Origin of the sequence: Paenibacillus spiritus, from assembly GCF_008710135.1 — a bacterium.
Classification (GTDB): Bacteria; Bacillota; Bacilli; order Paenibacillales; family Paenibacillaceae; genus Paenibacillus_AQ; species Paenibacillus_AQ glufosinatiresistens.
In genome coordinates, this window is sequence record NZ_VYKK01000015.1 from 280,720 (window position 1) to 297,681 (window position 16,962).

Sequence of the window (16,962 nt, forward strand, 5' to 3'; positions counted from 1 at the left end):
CGGCCGATCCTCCCGAGCGGGACGATCGGCCGTTTTTGCCTTTATACGGGGCGGTCCGGCCGGCGGACACTTATGATATAATCGGTTTAGAGGTGAGAGGGACAGTATGTTTTTGAAACGGATCGAGCTTGCGGGCTTCAAATCGTTCGCGGACAAGACGGAGATGGAGTTCGTACGCGGCATTACAGCGGTCGTCGGACCGAACGGCAGCGGCAAGAGCAATATTTCCGACGGCATCCGCTGGGTGCTGGGGGAACAGAGCGCCAAATCGCTGCGCGGCGGCAAGATGGAAGACATTATATTTGCGGGAAGCGATGCGCGCAAGGCCGTCAATTACGGCGAAGTATCGCTGACGCTGGACAACGAAGATCATACGCTTCCGCTCGATTTCAGCGAGGTGACGGTCACCCGCCGGGTGCACCGCAGCGGAGAGAGCGAATATCAGATCAACAAGCAGGCCTGCCGCCTGAAGGACATTACCGAGCTGTTCATGGATACGGGGATCGGCCGGGAAGCCTATTCGATTATCGGACAGGGCCGGATTGAAGAGATTCTGAGTACGCGTTCGGAAGACCGGCGCGGTATCTTTGAGGAAGCTTCCGGAATTGTAAAATACAAATCGCGGCGCCGGGACGCCGGACGCAAGCTGGATGAGACGGAGCAGAACCTGCTCCGCATTCACGACCTGGTCAGCGAGCTCGAGGATCAGATCGGTCCGCTACGGGAGCAGTCCGAGAAGGCAGCCCGCTTCAAGGAACTGAAGGAACAGCTGAAGCGGCTGGAGATTTCGGTATACGTGCATCAGATTGAAGGAATTCATGCCTCCTGGCAGGAAGGCAGCGCCAAGCTGGAGGTCCTCGGCCGGGAGCAGCTGGAGCTGTCGACGGTCGTTTCGGCACACGATGCGAAGCTGGAGAGCGGCCGGGCCGAGCTCCGCAAGCTGGAGGAAGAGATCGAACGCCTGCAGGAACAGCTTCTGCGGTACAGCGAAGCCTACGAGAAGAGCGAAGGCTACGGTGAACTGCTGAAAGAACGGCGGCGCCATCTGGAGAATAACCGGGAGCAGCTGCTGCAGGCGCTCGGCTCTGTAGGAGAACGCTCCGAGGACAGACTGCGCGAGCTGACGGCCTTGGAGACGAGCCTGGCACAAGCCAGGGGACGGCTGGAGACGCTTCGTGGCGAGATTGCGGCGGAGGAAGAACGGCTGGCCGGAATGGCCGGGGGATTAAGCCAGAACCGGGAGGAGACTCTCAAGAGCGGTCTGCTCGACCTGATGAACCGGATGGCGCAGGCGCGCAATGAAATCCGGTACGCCGACCAGCAGAAGGAGAATCTGGAGCGGCGGATGAACCGCAGTGAGGAAGAGAGCGGCAAGTGGAGCTCCCGCCTGCGGGAACTGACGCTGGAACGGGACAAGCGGCGCAAGCTGATCGAAGAGCTCGGAACAGAGCTCGGCAAGCTGCGCAGCGCCTACATTGCGGAGAGCGAGAAGATCTCCGCCCGGCACAAGCTGCAGGAGGAGAGCGGCGCGAGTCTGCGGAAGTGGGAGCAAAAGCGGGAAGCGCTCGTCTCCCGTCTGGAGACGATGAAGGAAATGCAGGACGACTTCGACGGCTTCATGCTGGGCGTCAAAGAAGTGCTGAAGGCATCGCGTAAAGGCCAGCTTGCGGGCGTGCAGGGCGCGGTCGCGGAGCTGATTGCCGTGCCCGAGAAGCTGGAGCTGGCTCTGGAGACGGCGCTCGGCGCTTCGCAGCAGCATATCGTCATGGACAACGAGTCGGTCTCCCGGCAGGCGATCGCTTTTCTGAAGCAGCGCCAATTGGGCCGCGCGACCTTCCTGCCGATGGACGTTATCCGTCCGCGGCAGATCGGCGCGAGCGACCGCCAGCTCGTGGAAGGGGCAGAGGGCTTTGTCGGCATCGGCGCCGAGCTGGTCGGCCATGACCCGAAATATGCCGGCATTGTCGGCAGTCTGCTCGGCAATGTGGTGATCGCCGAAACGCTGGAGCAGGCGAACCGGATCGCCGCCCGCTGCCAGTACCGTTACCGGGTAGTCACGCTGGAGGGCGATGTGGTGAATGCCGGCGGTTCGATGACCGGCGGCAGCCAGCATAAGAAGAACAGCAGCCTGCTGGGCCGCAAGCGCCAGCTGGAACAGCTGGAGGCCGAGATTAAGGACGCCGAGGCGCATGTGTCGAAGCTGCGGGAAGCGCTGGCCCGGCTGCGCGCCGAACAGGACAAGGCCAACGCTCTTATGGAGAAGCTGCGCCAGGACGGCGACGAGAAGCGTCTGGACGAGCAGCGGGCCGCCGGGGATTTGAAGCAGCTTGAACAGGAGCTGCGGCTCGTAACGGAACAGGCGGACAGCGCCGGAGCGGAGAAGAGCGGCTTCGAGGACGAGCTGAAGCAGCTTGCCGCCGCGCGAGAGGCGGCGGCGTCCGAGCTGCAGCGGCTGGAGGCGGAAGAGAAGCAGGCCCATGAAGAGATCCGGCTCGCCGAATCCGCCCGCAAGGCGAGCGAGAATGAGAAGGAAGAGCTTCAGGGCAAGCTGACGGGCATGAAGGTGGCGGAAGGCAAGCTGGATCAGGAGATCTTCTCGCTGGAGGAGCAGCTGCGCAGACTCCGTCAGGATGCCGGCTCCCAAGACCGGGAGCTGCGCCAGAACCGGAATCTGCTGGCGACGATGGAGCAGGATCTGGAGACCAACGCCGCCGAAGCGGTGAAGCAGGTCGAAGACCTCAATACGTTCCGCCTGCGCAAGGAAGAAGCCGCTTCGAAGCTGGACCTCTCCCGCGCGGCCCGGGCTTCGCTGACCCGGCGGCTGGAGACGGAGGAGAACGAGACGCGCGAGCAGCGCCAGACGCTGCGCTCCGTCGAGGAGCGGCTGCGGGCAACCGAGGTGGCCGTCGGCCGTCTGGATGTCGAGCTGGATAATATTCTTCGCAAGCTGAGCGATGAATACGAGCTGAGCTACGAACTGGCGAAGCAGCGCTATCCGGTGCCGGAGGATGTGCCGCAGGCACAGGCGGAGGTGCAGCGGCTGCGCCGGTCCATCTCCGCGCTCGGAGAAGTGAACCTCGGCGCGATCGAGGAGTATCAGCGCGTGCATGAGCGCTTCACCTTCCTGAGCGAACAGAAGGACGATCTGGTGGAAGCGAAGACCACGCTGTACCAGGTCATTCGCGAGATGGAGGAGGAGATGTCGAAACGCTTCAAGACGACCTTCGATGCCATCCGCCGTGAATTCGGAACAGTGTTCAGCAAGCTGTTCGGCGGCGGCCGGGCCGACCTCTTGCTGCTCGATCCCGACGATATGCTCGGAACCGGGATCGACATTGTCGCCCAGCCGCCCGGCAAGAAGCTGCAGAACCTGCAGCTCCTCTCCGGCGGAGAGCGGGCGCTGACCGCAATGGCTCTCTTGTTCGCCATTCTTCAGGTCAAGCCGGTTCCCTTCTGTGTGCTGGATGAAGTGGAGGCGGCGCTCGATGAGGCGAATGTCGTCCGCTTCGCGCAGTATCTGCGCGAATTCTCGGAGCAGACGCAGTTCATTGTCGTCACCCACCGCAAAGGAACCATGGAAGAGGCCGATGTGCTCTACGGCGTGACGATGGAAGAGGGCGGCGTGTCCAAGCTGGTCTCCGTGAGACTGGAGGACGAAGAAGCCGTTATCGCCTGATCGGTTAGACCTGAACGGTTGTCAGACTGAACGGTTGTCAGACCGATCCGTAGAGGAGGAAGCTGAATGCCATCTATCCGGATACGCAGACCGGAGCCTCAAGACCTGCCGGCGCTCCAGGAATTCTTCCGGCTGGTCATTGAGGATACGTTTGCACGCGAAGGCTTATCTCATATGGCGGCGGATATGGAAGCCGAAGTGGAAGAGAAGATAGGCCTGCTTGAAGACGATCTCGCGAGCGGCGGGAAGGAGCGCTTGTTCCTGCTTGCGCTGGACGGCGACAAGCTGGTCGGCACGATGCAGTTCGGACCCGGCAAGGGGCTTATTGCCGAAGTGCTCGGAGAGGAAGCAGCCGGCCTCACCGAGGTGGGGGGCGCATTGATTCATCCCGATTACCAAGGCAAGGGAATCGGTTCCCTGCTCTGGAATGCGGTGCTTCTGGCTATGCTGGGAAGAGGCATCGAGCAGTTCTGCTTCGACAGCGGGTACCCGCGGGCCCAGCAGCTGTGGACCCGCAAATTCGGCGAACCGGACCGGGTGCTGAATGACCGCTGGGGCCCGGGACACCACCATTTGATCTGGATTCGCAAGGTTCGTGAAATTCCGCTTCGTTTCAGCCTGGATCCAGACAAAGATCCAGACAGAGGATGAAAGCCGGTAGCGGAGCCGTTATACCATTTACAGGGAGGTTACCATGAGCTTTTTTCGCAAATTGAAAGAGAGCATTGCCGGGAAGACCGAGAGTGTAACGAAGCAGTTCCGGGACGGGCTGGAGAAGACCCGCAAAGGTCTGGTCGAGAAAGTATCCGATCTTATTATCCGGCGTAAGAAGATTGATGAAGAATTCTACGAAGAACTGGAAGAAATTCTGATCGGCGCCGATGTCGGAGTGAACACGGTGCTGAAGCTGGTCGAAGATCTGCGCGCCGAAGTGAAGAAGCAGCGGATCGAGGATGCGGCCGAGCTGCAGCCGATTCTGTCCAGCATGCTGATGGATCTGCTGCGTGGGGACGACAATGTAGCGCTTCGGGAGAATCCGGACGGCATTACGGTTATCCTGTTCGTAGGCGTCAACGGCGTCGGCAAGACGACTACGATTGGCAAGCTGGCCCACCGTTACAAGTCGCAGGGCAAGAAGGTTCTGCTGGCTGCAGGAGATACGTTCCGCGCCGGCGCCATCGAGCAGCTTGAAGTGTGGGGACAGCGCGCCGGCGTCGATGTAATCAAGCAATCGTCCGGCTCCGACCCGGCGGCGGTGATGTACGATGCCGTCCAGGCGGCGAAGCAGCGGAACGTCGATATTCTGATCTGCGATACGGCAGGACGTCTCCAGAACAAGAACAATCTGATGGAAGAGCTGAACAAGATCTACCGCGTGATTCAGCGCGAGATTCCGGGAGCGCCGCATGAAGTGCTGATGGTGCTGGATGCCACAACCGGACAGAACGCGCTGAGCCAGGCGAAGCTGTTCGGCGAGAAGAGCGGCGTAACCGGGCTGGTCCTGACGAAGCTGGACGGCACAGCCAAGGGCGGGATTGTCATCGCCATTCGCCAGGAATTGAACCTGCCGGTCAAGCTGGTCGGCCTCGGCGAGAAGATCGATGATCTGCAGCCGTTTGATTCGCAGCAGTTCGTGCATGCGCTGTTCTCGGGTCTGATTCCGGAAGAAGAGAAGACCGAAGACTGAGCGGGCAGAAGACCGAAGACTGCAGGGGGCCGCAAGGCAGCCGGCAGATGGAGAAGGCGGCGGGAACGAAAGTTCCCGCCGCTTTTTCACTTTTTCATCAATATTAACGTCATCCTTCAACATATGAAAAATTCACAAAAACACATCAAACCCGGAATATCCCACCCGCCCCGCGCATACCATTCAGTATTCCCCTTCCGTCTGTCCACGCCGCCTTCAATGCGGAGTTTATAAATGTGAAAATGATTGTTAAGTATATTGACATGACCAATAAGGTTTACGTATGATGGAAATAAGTTTAGTTCCAAATCTTCAGCTAATGTGTTATTGTACCTAACACTTGTCGAAGGGAGTCGGGCTTATGTCCAAACTGGACCCTCTACCTGGTCTGTCTCCATACCCGCTGCAAGATTATTATGACGAAATGTTCGCGGATGCCCGCCGTGTTCGTCCGCACTATGGCCCGGTTAACCGGATGTTCGCCGGGATGAGCCCGGAGGAACTTCAGGCCAAGCAGCGTCAGATCCAGCGCAGGATGATGGAGGAAGGCATCACATTCACGCTGTACAATCCGGCCCAGGATCAGCCGATGGAGCGAACGATCCCTTTTGACATGATACCCCGCGTTATCTCCCGGCAGGAGTGGGATACGCTCGAAGCCGGCATTGTCCAGCGGATTACCGCACTCAACCTCTTCATTCATGATGTGTACCATGAGCAGTACATCGTCAAGGACGGCGTCATTCCCAGACGCTTCATTCTCTCCAATGTGTATTTCCGGCCGGAAATGGCCGGACTCCGCGTACCCGGCGGCTCCTACATCACGACTTCGGGAATCGATCTGATCCGCCACCGCGACGGCCGCTATTATGTGCTTGAGGATAATCTGCGGACCCCGTCCGGCTTCTCTTATCTGTTCAAGGGCCGCTCGCTGATGAACCAGCTGTTCCCCGAATTATCGCTGTCCAGTTCTATCCGGGATGTGGATCACAGTCTTAACCGCTTCCTGTCCGTGCTCCGCAGTCTGTCGCCATCCCGCTCCGGCGATCCTGTCATTGCGCTGCTGACACCGGGCGAATACAATTCCGCTTATTATGAACATGCGTTCCTGGCCCAGCAAATGGGAATCCATCTGGTAGAAGGACGCGATCTGGTGGTCCAAGACCATAAGGTCTATCTGAAATTCATGAACGGCCTCCGCAAAGTGGACGTGCTCTATCGGCGCATCGACGACGATTATATCGATCCGCTGGCCTTCCAGCCGAATTCGCTGCTCGGCGTGGCAGGGCTGATGAACGCCTACCGGGCGGGCCATGTTGCGATTGCCAACGCTCCCGGAACCGGGGTGGCCGATGACAAGGCAATGTATACGTATGTGCCGGAGATGATCCGCTATTATCTGCGCGAAGAGCCGATTCTTCCCAATGTGCCGACCTATGTGCTCTCTCGTCCGGAGGAGCGCCGCTTGGCGCTGGAGCATATGGAGGAGATGGTCATCAAGGAGACCTCCCTCTCCGGGGGCTACGGCATGCTGATCGGCAGTGAAGCGACCCGGGAGCAGAAGGAAGAGTTCCGGCTGAAAATTCTGGCTGAGCCCGACCGCTATATCGCCCAGCCGATCATGTCGCTCTCCCGCGCTCCCGTCCTGACGGACGGAGTAATGCAGCCCCGGCATATTGATCTTCGGGCCTTCGTCCTGATGGGCGCGGACCGCAAGCCCCACGTCATTCCGGGCGGATTGACCCGGGTCGCCATGCGGGAAGGGTCGCTTGTGGTCAATTCTTCTCAGGGAGGCGGCGTCAAGGATACCTGGGTTATGGCCTGAAGCAGCACATTCTGAGGACGAGGGAGTGGCGAGATGCTGAATCGGAACGCAGAGGCTTTATTCTGGATCGGACGATACATGGAGCGGGCGGAGAATCACGCCCGTCTGATCGATGTGCATTATCATATTCAGCAGGAGGAAGATTTCACGGAGGAAGGCAGCCGGTGGTCGAGACTCATTGACGCGCTCGGCGCCCGCAATGATTATTTGAAGCAATTCGACAGTTTCTCGGAAGGGGATGTGCTGGCGTTCATTACGCTGGACCTCGGAAATGCCAACTCGATCTTCTCCTGCGTGCACCAGGCCCGCAACAATTTGCGGACGCTGCGGCAGCAGCTACCGAGCGAGCTGTGGGACATTGCCAACAGCTTCAATCTGTGGCTGGAGGAACGCTCGGTTGCCGATATCATGAACGGTCCGCATGCCTTCTATCAGGAGGTCAAGGAACGGGCGGCTACGTTTATGGGCGCGGAAATGTCAGTCATGCTGCGCGGCAACGAATGGCGCATGATCGAGAGCGGACGCTTTCTGGAACGGGCGGAGAATACGGTCCGGATTCTGACGGACGTGACCGGCTACTGCGGCGGGAAGGACCCGAATGCCATCTATCCGCGCCTGCAGGCGGTGCTGAAATCGGTCAGCGGCTATCAAGCCTTCCGAAAGTATTATGCCGACGCCGTATCCTCCGAATGCATCCTGGAGTTCCTGATTATGAACGGAGCCTTCCCCCGGTCGGTCCGCTATGCGTTCCGCATGCTGGAGGAGCATCTGAACGGTCTGGAACTGGAGACGGAGGGACGGTCTGCCGGCAGTGAACGGGTGATCCGGCAGACCGGCAAGCTGCGGGCGCAGCTTGATTATATGGAGAAGGAGGATCTGGAGCCGGAGCGGGTCGACGGCGTGCTGGCCGCGATGATGAACGCCATCGCCCGGCTGGGCCGGACGGTGGAAGGCGCTTTTTTTCGCCATGAGGGGGTCCGGGCATGAAGATTCAGATCCATCATACGACCCGGTATACGTACCCCGAGCCGGTTACGGACAGTGTCAATGAGATCCGGCTGACCCCCCGGACGAATTACCGCCAGTCCTGTTATCATCATGAGGTCGAGGTCTACCCGCCCGCCCACCTGCTGACCTACGAGGATTTCTTCGGCAACCGCGTCCACGCGTACTCGGTCAACAAGCCGCACACGGAAATGGTCATCCGCACGCGGGCGACCGTGGTAACGGTGGACAAGGAGCAGGGGGCCGATCTGCCGCGGCTGGAGCTGGAGGAGCAGCTTCGGGTGATGCACGGAGAGGAATTCCAGAACCGTTATATCGAATTTGTGCTTCCGACCCGGTATACGGAGGTGACGCCGGAACTGGTGGAGTTCGCGTCCCAGCATCCGTTCAGTGAAGCTTATGACCTCTATGAGTGGGCGCGGAAGCTGTCCTCCACGATCTATGAACAGTTCACCTATGATCCCGAAGCGACCAGCGTCAATACGACGGTCAAAAAAGCGCTGAAGCTCAAACGGGGGGTCTGTCAGGATTACGCCCACCTGATGATCGCAGTCTGCCGGAGCGTAGGCATGCCGGCCCGGTATGTGAGCGGGTATCATTTTGTGGGGGACCTGCAGAGAGGGAACGCCGATTTCGAGCAGGCTTCGCATGCCTGGGTGGAGACGCATATTCCCGGGACAGGCTGGCTGGGCTTCGATCCGACGAACAACACCGAGGTGAACTGGCGCTATGTGAAGCTCGGCCACGGCCGGGACTACAAAGATATCGTTCCGGTCAAAGGCGTATACCGGGGCGGGGAGGGACGGCTGGAGGTCAAAGTGGATGTATGCCGCCTGGATTAGGCCGGGATGAATCTTGTTCCGCGGGGTGATTATAAAGGGTACGGAAGTGGGTAATCTTGAGACAGGAAATGAGTTGTTACCATCCCACAGCCGTATGAAAGGAGAGGTATTCATGAGCCCCAATGTCCAATCTAAGCTTCGGTTTGCCGGTAAAACAGCTATCATCACAGGTGCGGGCTCGGGAATCGGCCGAGCAGCGGCCATCCAGTTGGCCAGGGAGGGCGCCAATGTCGCTCTGTTCGATCTTGTGAATGATCGCACGTCCATAGTAGAACGCAAGCTGAACAAGATGCGAGAGGGATGCGCGCTTGCCGTCGATGTGGATACATCCGATCCCGCCCGGATGGAAGAGGCCGTTAGACGGACGGTCGAGCATTTCGGCGGAATCGATATCGTCTTCGCGAATGCCGGAATTAACGGCTCCATCGGTCCGATTGAGGACCTTAGCGTCGAAGACTGGCAGCGCACACTGTCCATCAACCTTACCGGAACGTTTCTCTCGCTGAAATATACCATTCCTCACCTCAAAGCCAGAGGCAAAGGCAGCATCATTATTACAAGCTCGATCAACGGCAACCGCCGGTTCACAAGCTTCGGCTGGTCGCCGTACAGCACAACCAAAGCGGGTCAGGTCGCTTTTGCCAAAATGGCGGCACTGGAATTGGCCAAGTTCAAGGTCCGGGTCAACGTCATCTCGCCGGGCGCCATTTCGACCAACATCGACGAGACGACGGAGCCGATCGAAGAGCTGGACGCTATCACCATCCCGATCGAATTCCCGGAAGGACAGCAGCCGCTGGCCGATGGTCCGGGCAAGCCGGAGGATGTCGCGAGATTGGTCGCTTTTCTGGCTTCGGACGATTCCAGCCACATTACCGGCGCACAGATTGTCATTGACGGAGCCGAGTCGCTGCTGACTTGAGTTCAGTCCGTCGTCTACCCCTACAATCGCCCTTTCGCTTTCTGCGGAAGGGCGATTGCTGTTCCCCGGGCCGGGTATGATACAATTACCGGATAAGAGCAAGATGGCGGGAGGAGTTATTCATGGAGGGAATGTCCTGGCTGGCGGAGCAGCGAATTCAGGAAGCGATGCGGCAGGGCCAGTTCGATCGGCTGCCGGGCAGCGGCCAGCCGCTGGAGCTGGAAGACCTTGCCGGGGTGCCGGAAGAATTAAGAATGGCCTACAAGCTGCTGAAGAATGCCGGGGTACTGCCGGAAGAGTTGTCTCTTCGCGCGGAGTGCGCTTCGCTGGAACAGCTGCTGGCTGCATGCCGGGACGGCGAGGACGACCGGCGCGCGGAATTGAAGCGGAATCTGACGGGCAAAAGACTGCGGTTGCAGGAGTTGCTGCGGGAACGCGGCCTGGATCAAGGCGCTGCGTATGCGATGTACGGGGAACAGGTGCGGCGGAGACTGGAAGGGGAAGAGTAGAAGGATAAAAGATAAAAGGGACCTGGCTTCCGCTCGGCGGAGGCCAGGTCCTTGCTGCCCTGAGCCGGAATCCGGGACCCGGCATTCAGTTCGTAAGCCAGGCGAGCATACCGGGCGTCACCGTAATGCTCTGCCGGGCGATCCGACTCTGATCATAGAATGCGATCAACTCGCGGGGAGTCCGCTCTTCGGGCTCTTCAAGCAAGCCCGACACCCAGGCCAGCCAGCCGGCAACCCGCTCGGCCTTCACCCCCGACTCCCGCAGCTCCGCAAGCGTAATGCCGCCGTGGCGTTTGGCCAGGCGGCGCCCGTCCGGACCGATCAGCAGCGGAGAATGCGAATATCTTGGCGGGGACCAGCCGAGCGCCTCGAACAGCATCAGCTGTCTCGGGGTGGAGTCGAGCAGGTCGAAGCCGCGCAGCACCTCGGTTATTCCCATCAGAGCATCGTCGACGACGACGGCAAGCTGATAGGAAGGGATACCGTCGGCCCGGCGGACGACAAAGTCTCCTCCGTCAGCCCGCTGCACCGTCTGCTTGCCGGCGATTCCGTCCGCAAAGGTCAGCTCCCCTTGCGTAACGGCGAATCGGAGAGAAGGCGATTTGACGGCGGCCCGCAGCGACCGCTCCTGGGCGGAGAGCCGGCGGCACGTTCCGGGATAGACCGGCCCTTCGGCGGACAGGCCGTGCGGAGCCGCCGCTGCCTGAAGCAGATCGTGGCGGCTGCAGAAGCACGGATAGAGCCGCTCTCCTGCGGAGAGCCGGGTCAGGGCCTCTTCGTAGAGTTCCATCCGTTCGCTCTGGGTATAGGGCCCGAACGGTCCGCCGATATCGGGGCCTTCGTCCCAGTCGAGGCCGAGCCATCGGAGGTCGCCGGGGATGCGGCGGGCGTATTCGGGGCGGCACCGGGCGGCATCAATATCTTCCATCCGCAAAATATAGCTTCCGCCGCTGCGGCGGATCTGGAGCCAGGACAGCAGCGCCGACAGGGCGTTGCCGATATGAATATCCCCGGATGGCGAAGGTGCGAACCGTCCCCGGGGGAGGCCGGACGTGCAGGGTTGGACGAACATCGGATTAACCTCCTTGACGCTATTCATTGTAACGGACCGTCCCGGAGATTGCCAAGCGGAGAGCGATCCTGATTTAATAGAGAATATAGAAGAAGCTGACGGAACGGGCGAAGGATTGTTGCCCGCTGACCGCAATCCGAGGAGAAGCGAGGTAAGCATGAACGAAGTGAGCAAGAACGAAGTAAGCATGACCGAACTGCCGATTGCCCGGGTTCTCCCGGATGTGAAACAAGCCTTGAACCATTCCGCTTCCGCGGTGCTGATTGCCGAACCCGGCGCAGGGAAGACGACGGAGACGCCGCTTGCCCTGCTGGATGAACCGTGGCTGAAGGGGCTTAAGATTCTGATGCTGGAGCCCCGCCGCCTCGCAGCACGCTCGGCCGCCGTCTATATGGCGGGACGGCTCGGCGAGAAGGCCGGAGAGACGGTGGGCTACCGGATGCGGCTCGATACCCGGTCGGGCCCAAAGACCCGGATCGAGGTCGTGACCGAAGGCGTGCTGACCCGGATGCTCCAATCCGACCCGGGGCTGGAGGGAGTCGGACTGATCATCTTCGATGAATTCCATGAACGGAGCCTGCATGCCGACCTTGGGCTGGCGCTTGCTCTGGAAGCGCAGAGCGTGCTTCGGGATGACCTTCGGCTGCTGGTTATGTCGGCGACGCTCGACGGCGAGCGCGTGGCCGGTCTCCTTGGCGGGGCGCCGGTGATTACCTGTCCGGGACGAACGTTCCCTGTGGAGACGGTCTATGTGGCTGCCGGTCGGGAACTGGCCCCGGAGAAGGCGGCCGCGAACGCCGTCCGCCGCGCGCTGGGCGAACAGCCCGGGGATGTGCTGGTCTTTCTGCCGGGCGAGCGGGAAATTCACCGTCTCCGGCGGGAGCTGGAGACGGGTCCGCTTCCTGCGGGCACGGACGTGTATCCGCTCTATGGCCAGCTGCGCCAGGAGGAGCAGCTGGCGGCGGTAGCTCCGGCCGCTGCCGGAAGACGGAAGGTTGTCCTTGCGACTTCGATCGCCGAGACGAGCCTGACGATCCAGGGCGTGCGAGGCGTGGTGGATACCGGTCTGCGCCGCACCCAGGTCTTCTCGCCGCGGACCGGCATGCCGCGGCTTGTGACTCTTCCCGTATCCCGGGCGTCCGCCGATCAGCGGCGAGGGCGCGCCGGGCGGACCGCGCCGGGCGTATGCTACCGGCTCTGGAGCGAGGAAGAGCATGCCCGGCTCAAGGATGCAAGCGAGCCGGAAATCCGCGAAGCGGATCTGGCCGAGCTTGCGCTGGAGCTGGCCGTATGGGGCGTGCGCGATGCCGCCGAGCTCCGCTGGCTGGACGCCCCGCCGGCCGCGCCGCTCGCCCAGGCCGGCGAGCTGCTGCGCCGCCTCGGCGCGCTGGACGCCGCCGGCGGGGCGACGCCGCACGGCCGCCGCATGGCCGCGCTCGGGACGCATCCGCGCATGGCGCATATGCTGCTGCGCGCCGCCGAGCTCGGAGCGGCTCCGCTCGCCTGCCGGCTGGCGGCGCTGCTCCAGGAGCGGGACCTCCTGCGGGGTCCCGCCGCTGCCGGCGCCGGCAGCGACCTTACGCTGCGCGCGGAGGCGCTGCTGCGCCGGGATGCCGCCGGCTGGGCCGCCGGCGGCGAAGACACTGCTCCGCTCCGGGCCGCGGAGCGCACGGCCCGGCGGCTGGAAGCGCAGCTTCGCGCCGCCGCGGGAGACCTGCCGCCGCAGAAGCGGCAGGAAGACCCCGCCCTGAGCGGGCTGCTGCTCTCCTTCGCCTACCCGGACCGCATCGGCCAGCGCCGCGGAGAAGGCGCCTTCCTGCTGTCAGGCGGCCGCGGCGCAGCCATGAACGAAGGACAGCCGCTGGCGCGCAGTCCATACGTGGTCGCCGTTGCCGTCGACGACCAGGGCACCCAGAGCCGGATCCAGCTCGCCGCCGCGGTCTCGGAAGCGGACCTGCTGGAGCATCATGCCGGCGAGCTTCGGGAAGTCCGCGAGGTGTACTGGGACCGGCAGACCGCCAGCGTCCGCGCCAGACGGCGCGTGCTTCTCGGAGAGCTAGTCCTGAAAGAAGCTACCCATGAGCAGCCCACGGCGGAAGAGACCTCGCGGGCCTTGCTGGAGGCGATTTCCGGAGAGAGACTGGAAGTGCTGCCTTGGGATAAAGCGACAACGCAGCTTCGCGAACGCATGGCCTTCATGGCCCGGCATGTGCCGGATTGGCCGGATATGAGTCCCGAAGCGCTCCTCAGCGGGATGGAGGAATGGCTGCTTCCGTATCTGGACGGCATGCGTTCGCTGCGCGACCTGCAGCGGGTTCCGCTCAGACAGGCGCTGGAAGGCAGACTGGACTGGCAGCAGCGCCAGCGGCTGGACCGGGAGGCGCCTACGCATCTCACGGTGCCGAGCGGCTCGCGCGTGCCGGTCGATTACAGCGATCCCGAAGCTCCGGTGCTGGCCGTCCGTCTCCAGGAGATGTTCGGGCAGCAGGATACCCCGAGGCTGGCGGAAGGCCGGGTGCCGGTGGTGCTGCATTTGCTGTCCCCGGCCAGACGGCCGGTTCAGGTCACCTCGGATCTGGCGAGCTTTTGGGCTTCCGCCTACTTTGAGATCAAGAAGGACCTGAAGGGCCGCTATCCGAAGCATTACTGGCCGGATGACCCGACCGAAGCGGTGGCGACGAGCAGAGTCAAGCCGAGATTGTAAACGAAGCGCGGAGGCGGGCCGGCTGCTGCGGTGGAGGGCCTCCGATCATCGGTACCCGTATTCTTCCTTCCGGCCGTCAGGCCGGCGTCAGGTTAGAGGATGCGTTCCAAGGGTAATATGGTAACGTAACCCCAACTCTGAAGGAGGGCGATTGACGTGACCAGAAAAATTGTAGGTGTATTCGACAGGGAACAGGAAGCTACCCATGCCATTCAGGCATTGCAGGCCAAAGGAGTACCAAGCGACGACATCTCGGTGGTGACGCGCGAGCGCGATGATCTCCGTGAAATAACGAAGGAGACGGGAACGATGGCGCCGGAAGGCGTAGCCACCGGCGCAGCGACAGGCGGTGTGGTCGGCGGCGTAGCCGGCCTACTGGCGGGCATCGGCGCTCTGGCCATCCCGGGCATTGGCCCGATTCTCGCGGCCGGTCCGATTGCGGCGGCGCTGACCGGCGCTGCGGTGGGCGCCGGAGCGGGCGGCTTGGTCGGAGGCCTGATCGGACTCGGCATTCCGGAAGATGAAGCGAAAGAATACGAGAGCTATGTGGACAACGGCAAAATACTGGTATTGGTGGACGACAAGAGCGGGGAGCGCCAGGTGTATGACGTCTTCCGCACCCACGGATCGCTGAATGCGGACCGGTACGCGCCTATCGATCAGGACCCGGCCTATACGCCGGGGATGGCTGCCGGAACCGGTACGCCGCTTACGGATCGGGGCCCGACAAATCCGGGGCTGGTTCAGGACGAGACGATGGCCGGCAACACGCTGGGGAACCGGGGAGCGATGAATGCCTCCGTCAATCCGGATGACGTGGACCGGAACCGATATTAAGAAGAGAATTGGGCAGATGCCGCAATCTTCTTGGAAAAGACAGCTGACTTTCTGCTTTCTGCAGAGAGCCGGCTGTTTTTTTGTGCGGCGGTGCCGGTTACCGAACCCAATTTCTCTTATTTCAACATATGAAAAATTCACAATAGAATAACTATCCGACAACCCTCTCCCTTGGTCATTCACACAAATCCATACATTTAAGCTCCGACAAACACAGGTTCCAGAAAAAGAGGTTCTCTTCGGCTATTGTGAATCCTGCGAAACAATGATTAGATAAAAGAAACGACATTACCAAAGAAGGGGGAGAGTGGTTTGGCTTTTATGATCGCACAACGGGCCTTCCTTAAAGTCTATTTGATTACCTTGGTCGAACGCCATCAGGGGTACGGGTACCAAATGCTGGAGGACCTGCGGAGAGACTTCAAGAATTACGGCTACTCTCCGCCCCAGAGTGAAGTATATCGCGCGCTGCACGAACTCGTTCAGCAGGGTATCCTGTACCGGACAAAGCAGCTCAAAGGGAATGACCCCAAGGTGGATTTCCAGGAGATTGTGTTGTACCACTTCACGCCGGACGGACAGGAGAAAGCGAAGCTCTACAAGAAACAGATCAAGACCGACCTGGACCGCTGCCTGGGACTGCTTCACAAGGCAGTTGCCGACAATTACGGTCCGTGAAGGAAGCGCCGCAACCGACACAAAGACAGCCTTTCATCCGGAGACGAAAGGCCGTCAGGCTCGGTATTGGAGCCGATATTAAAGATCGTTATAGTCCTTGACATCCCGCTTGGCCGCCATCGCCGGAGAATCGGAGTTGCCGTATTCTTCCGCGGCTTCCCAAGCCTGGGCATCGTCGAAGCGGCCGCTGTGCTCCTGCCGTCCTTCTCCGGCCCCGCTTGGCGGCCGGGTCATGACCTGTTCCTCAATCGGACGGTCATCCGATACTTCACGCACCGGCGTGTGTTCGACGGTATAGGCCGTCCACGGAATTGCTTCCAGACGCTCGAACGGAATCTCTTCGCCGCTTGCCTGGCAGATTCCGTAGGTTCCTTCGTCCATTCGTTCCAGCGCGGCGTCGATTTCCGACCGTTCCCGGATCAGATTCTCATTGATCGCGAGATCCCGGCTGCGTTCAAAGGTCTCGGTTCCGACGTCGGCAGGATGGTTGTCGGCAGCGGACAGCTCGCCGGTCGAAACGCGGAGCGAATCGCCCAGCAGGGTATTCTCTTCATCGTTTTGTTCAAAATGCTGCGTCAGCTCGTCCCTGCGTTCGAGCAGCTGTTTCTTCAATTGGGAGAGCTGGGTGTCGCTCAAGTGGCTCATATCCGGTCTTCCTTTCTTGTTCGGAGTAGGGTTCGGTTTATAGTCTCCTTACCCGAATCGGACCGGCGGCAATCAGCGGCCTTCCCGGCAAGGCTGTATTTCCTAAGCCTCCGGCGCCTGTTATAATAAGTTTGGCCGACATATACAGTCTACATCGTGAGGAGCGGACAGAAATGGATGAACATATGAAACGCCGGCTGGACAAGCAGAGAAAGCTGTTCAGCCAGCTTGGAATTGCGCTCGATGCGCTCACTATCCATGAGAAGGAGTTCAATTTGAAGCTGCGCGGATACGATCCGGAAGAAGTGGATACGTTCCTCGACAGCGTCATCAAGGATTATGAACGCTTCTATGCGACAATTGCCGATTTGATGGACAAATGGCAGGAGCAGCAGATTACGCTGCGCGAACTGAAAGCTGAATCCAAGCCGGAGCCGCCTGTCGTCCAGGGAATTGATCCGGCCGAGCTGGAAGAAACCGTGCTGCGGCTGGAAGAGAACGTAAGGCAGCTCAAGAGCCGCATTCAGCGGGCTCCGATGCTCTAGGAGAGGTTGAAGACG

The 16,962-nt window shown here is 60.7% G+C and carries 13 protein-coding genes and 1 pseudogene; 12 read left to right on the forward strand and 2 right to left on the reverse strand.

The window, feature by feature from the left end; genetic code table 11:
• The first annotated feature begins 106 nt into the window (after positions 1-106).
• The 8 genes from smc to F4V43_RS12210 all read left to right on the forward strand — a co-directional run bounded on the left by smc (position 107) and on the right by F4V43_RS12210 (position 10,466).
• Positions 107-3,676 (forward strand): chromosome segregation protein SMC, encoded by a 3,570-nt coding sequence (gene smc, locus F4V43_RS12175; protein WP_150458500.1) that lies wholly within the window; start codon positions 107-109, stop codon positions 3,674-3,676.
• A gap of 66 nt (positions 3,677-3,742) precedes the next feature.
• Complete coding sequence (locus F4V43_RS12180; RefSeq protein WP_150458501.1) at positions 3,743-4,327, forward strand: GNAT family N-acetyltransferase; 585 nt, start codon at positions 3,743-3,745, stop codon at positions 4,325-4,327.
• Positions 4,328-4,370: 43 nt separating this feature from the next.
• Positions 4,371-5,363 carry a signal recognition particle-docking protein FtsY gene (gene ftsY / locus F4V43_RS12185; protein ID WP_150458502.1) on the forward strand — a complete coding sequence of 331 codons (993 nt, stop codon included), beginning with the start codon at positions 4,371-4,373 and terminating at the stop codon, positions 5,361-5,363.
• Positions 5,364-5,724: 361 nt separating this feature from the next.
• A complete protein-coding gene (locus tag F4V43_RS12190; protein WP_150458503.1) occupies positions 5,725-7,188 on the forward strand; it encodes a circularly permuted type 2 ATP-grasp protein in 1,464 nt (487 codons plus the stop codon).
• A 33-nt stretch (positions 7,189-7,221) separates the two neighbouring features.
• Positions 7,222-8,175 (forward strand): alpha-E domain-containing protein, encoded by a 954-nt coding sequence (locus tag F4V43_RS12195; protein ID WP_150458504.1) that lies wholly within the window; start codon positions 7,222-7,224, stop codon positions 8,173-8,175.
• A complete protein-coding gene (locus F4V43_RS12200) occupies positions 8,172-9,035 on the forward strand; it encodes a transglutaminase domain-containing protein (RefSeq protein ID WP_150458505.1) in 864 nt (287 codons plus the stop codon). The genes F4V43_RS12195 and F4V43_RS12200 overlap by 4 nt, the downstream gene beginning before the upstream one ends.
• 112 nt (positions 9,036-9,147) lie before the next feature.
• A complete protein-coding gene (locus tag F4V43_RS12205; protein WP_150458506.1) occupies positions 9,148-9,957 on the forward strand; it encodes an SDR family oxidoreductase in 810 nt (269 codons plus the stop codon).
• 122 nt (positions 9,958-10,079) lie between these two features.
• Positions 10,080-10,466 (forward strand): DnaJ family domain-containing protein, encoded by a 387-nt coding sequence (locus tag F4V43_RS12210; protein WP_150458507.1) that lies wholly within the window; start codon positions 10,080-10,082, stop codon positions 10,464-10,466.
• An 85-nt stretch (positions 10,467-10,551) separates the two neighbouring features.
• Here the strand turns inward: F4V43_RS12210 and gluQRS are convergent, their stop codons facing one another.
• On the reverse strand, positions 10,552-11,538 hold the full coding sequence (gene gluQRS / locus F4V43_RS12215; protein ID WP_150458508.1) for a tRNA glutamyl-Q(34) synthetase GluQRS: 987 nt from the start codon (positions 11,536-11,538) through the stop codon (positions 10,552-10,554).
• Between the two features lie 187 nt (positions 11,539-11,725).
• Here gluQRS and hrpB point away from each other — a divergent pair, with 187 nt between their 5' ends.
• The 3 genes and pseudogenes from hrpB (at position 11,726) to F4V43_RS12230 (ending at position 15,757) form a co-directional block, all read left to right on the forward strand.
• The gene (gene hrpB, locus F4V43_RS12220) at positions 11,726-14,242 is read left to right on the forward strand and encodes an ATP-dependent helicase HrpB (RefSeq protein ID WP_150458618.1); all 2,517 of its coding nucleotides are present in this window, start codon (positions 11,726-11,728) and stop codon (positions 14,240-14,242) included.
• Between the two features lie 156 nt (positions 14,243-14,398).
• A pseudogene (locus F4V43_RS12225) lies at positions 14,399-14,914 on the forward strand (general stress protein); the annotation flags it as partial.
• Between the two features lie 477 nt (positions 14,915-15,391).
• On the forward strand, positions 15,392-15,757 hold the full coding sequence (locus tag F4V43_RS12230; RefSeq protein ID WP_150458510.1) for a helix-turn-helix transcriptional regulator: 366 nt from the start codon (positions 15,392-15,394) through the stop codon (positions 15,755-15,757).
• A 78-nt stretch (positions 15,758-15,835) separates the two neighbouring features.
• Here F4V43_RS12230 and F4V43_RS12235 read toward each other — a convergent pair whose 3' ends face one another.
• Positions 15,836-16,402 carry a TraR/DksA C4-type zinc finger protein gene (locus F4V43_RS12235; RefSeq protein ID WP_150458511.1) on the reverse strand — a complete coding sequence of 189 codons (567 nt, stop codon included), beginning with the start codon at positions 16,400-16,402 and terminating at the stop codon, positions 15,836-15,838.
• 173 nt (positions 16,403-16,575) lie between these two features.
• Between F4V43_RS12235 and F4V43_RS12240 the strand changes: the two genes are divergently transcribed.
• Positions 16,576-16,947 carry a DivIVA domain-containing protein gene (locus F4V43_RS12240; protein ID WP_150458512.1) on the forward strand — a complete coding sequence of 124 codons (372 nt, stop codon included), beginning with the start codon at positions 16,576-16,578 and terminating at the stop codon, positions 16,945-16,947.
• The last annotated feature ends 15 nt before the right edge of the window (positions 16,948-16,962 follow it).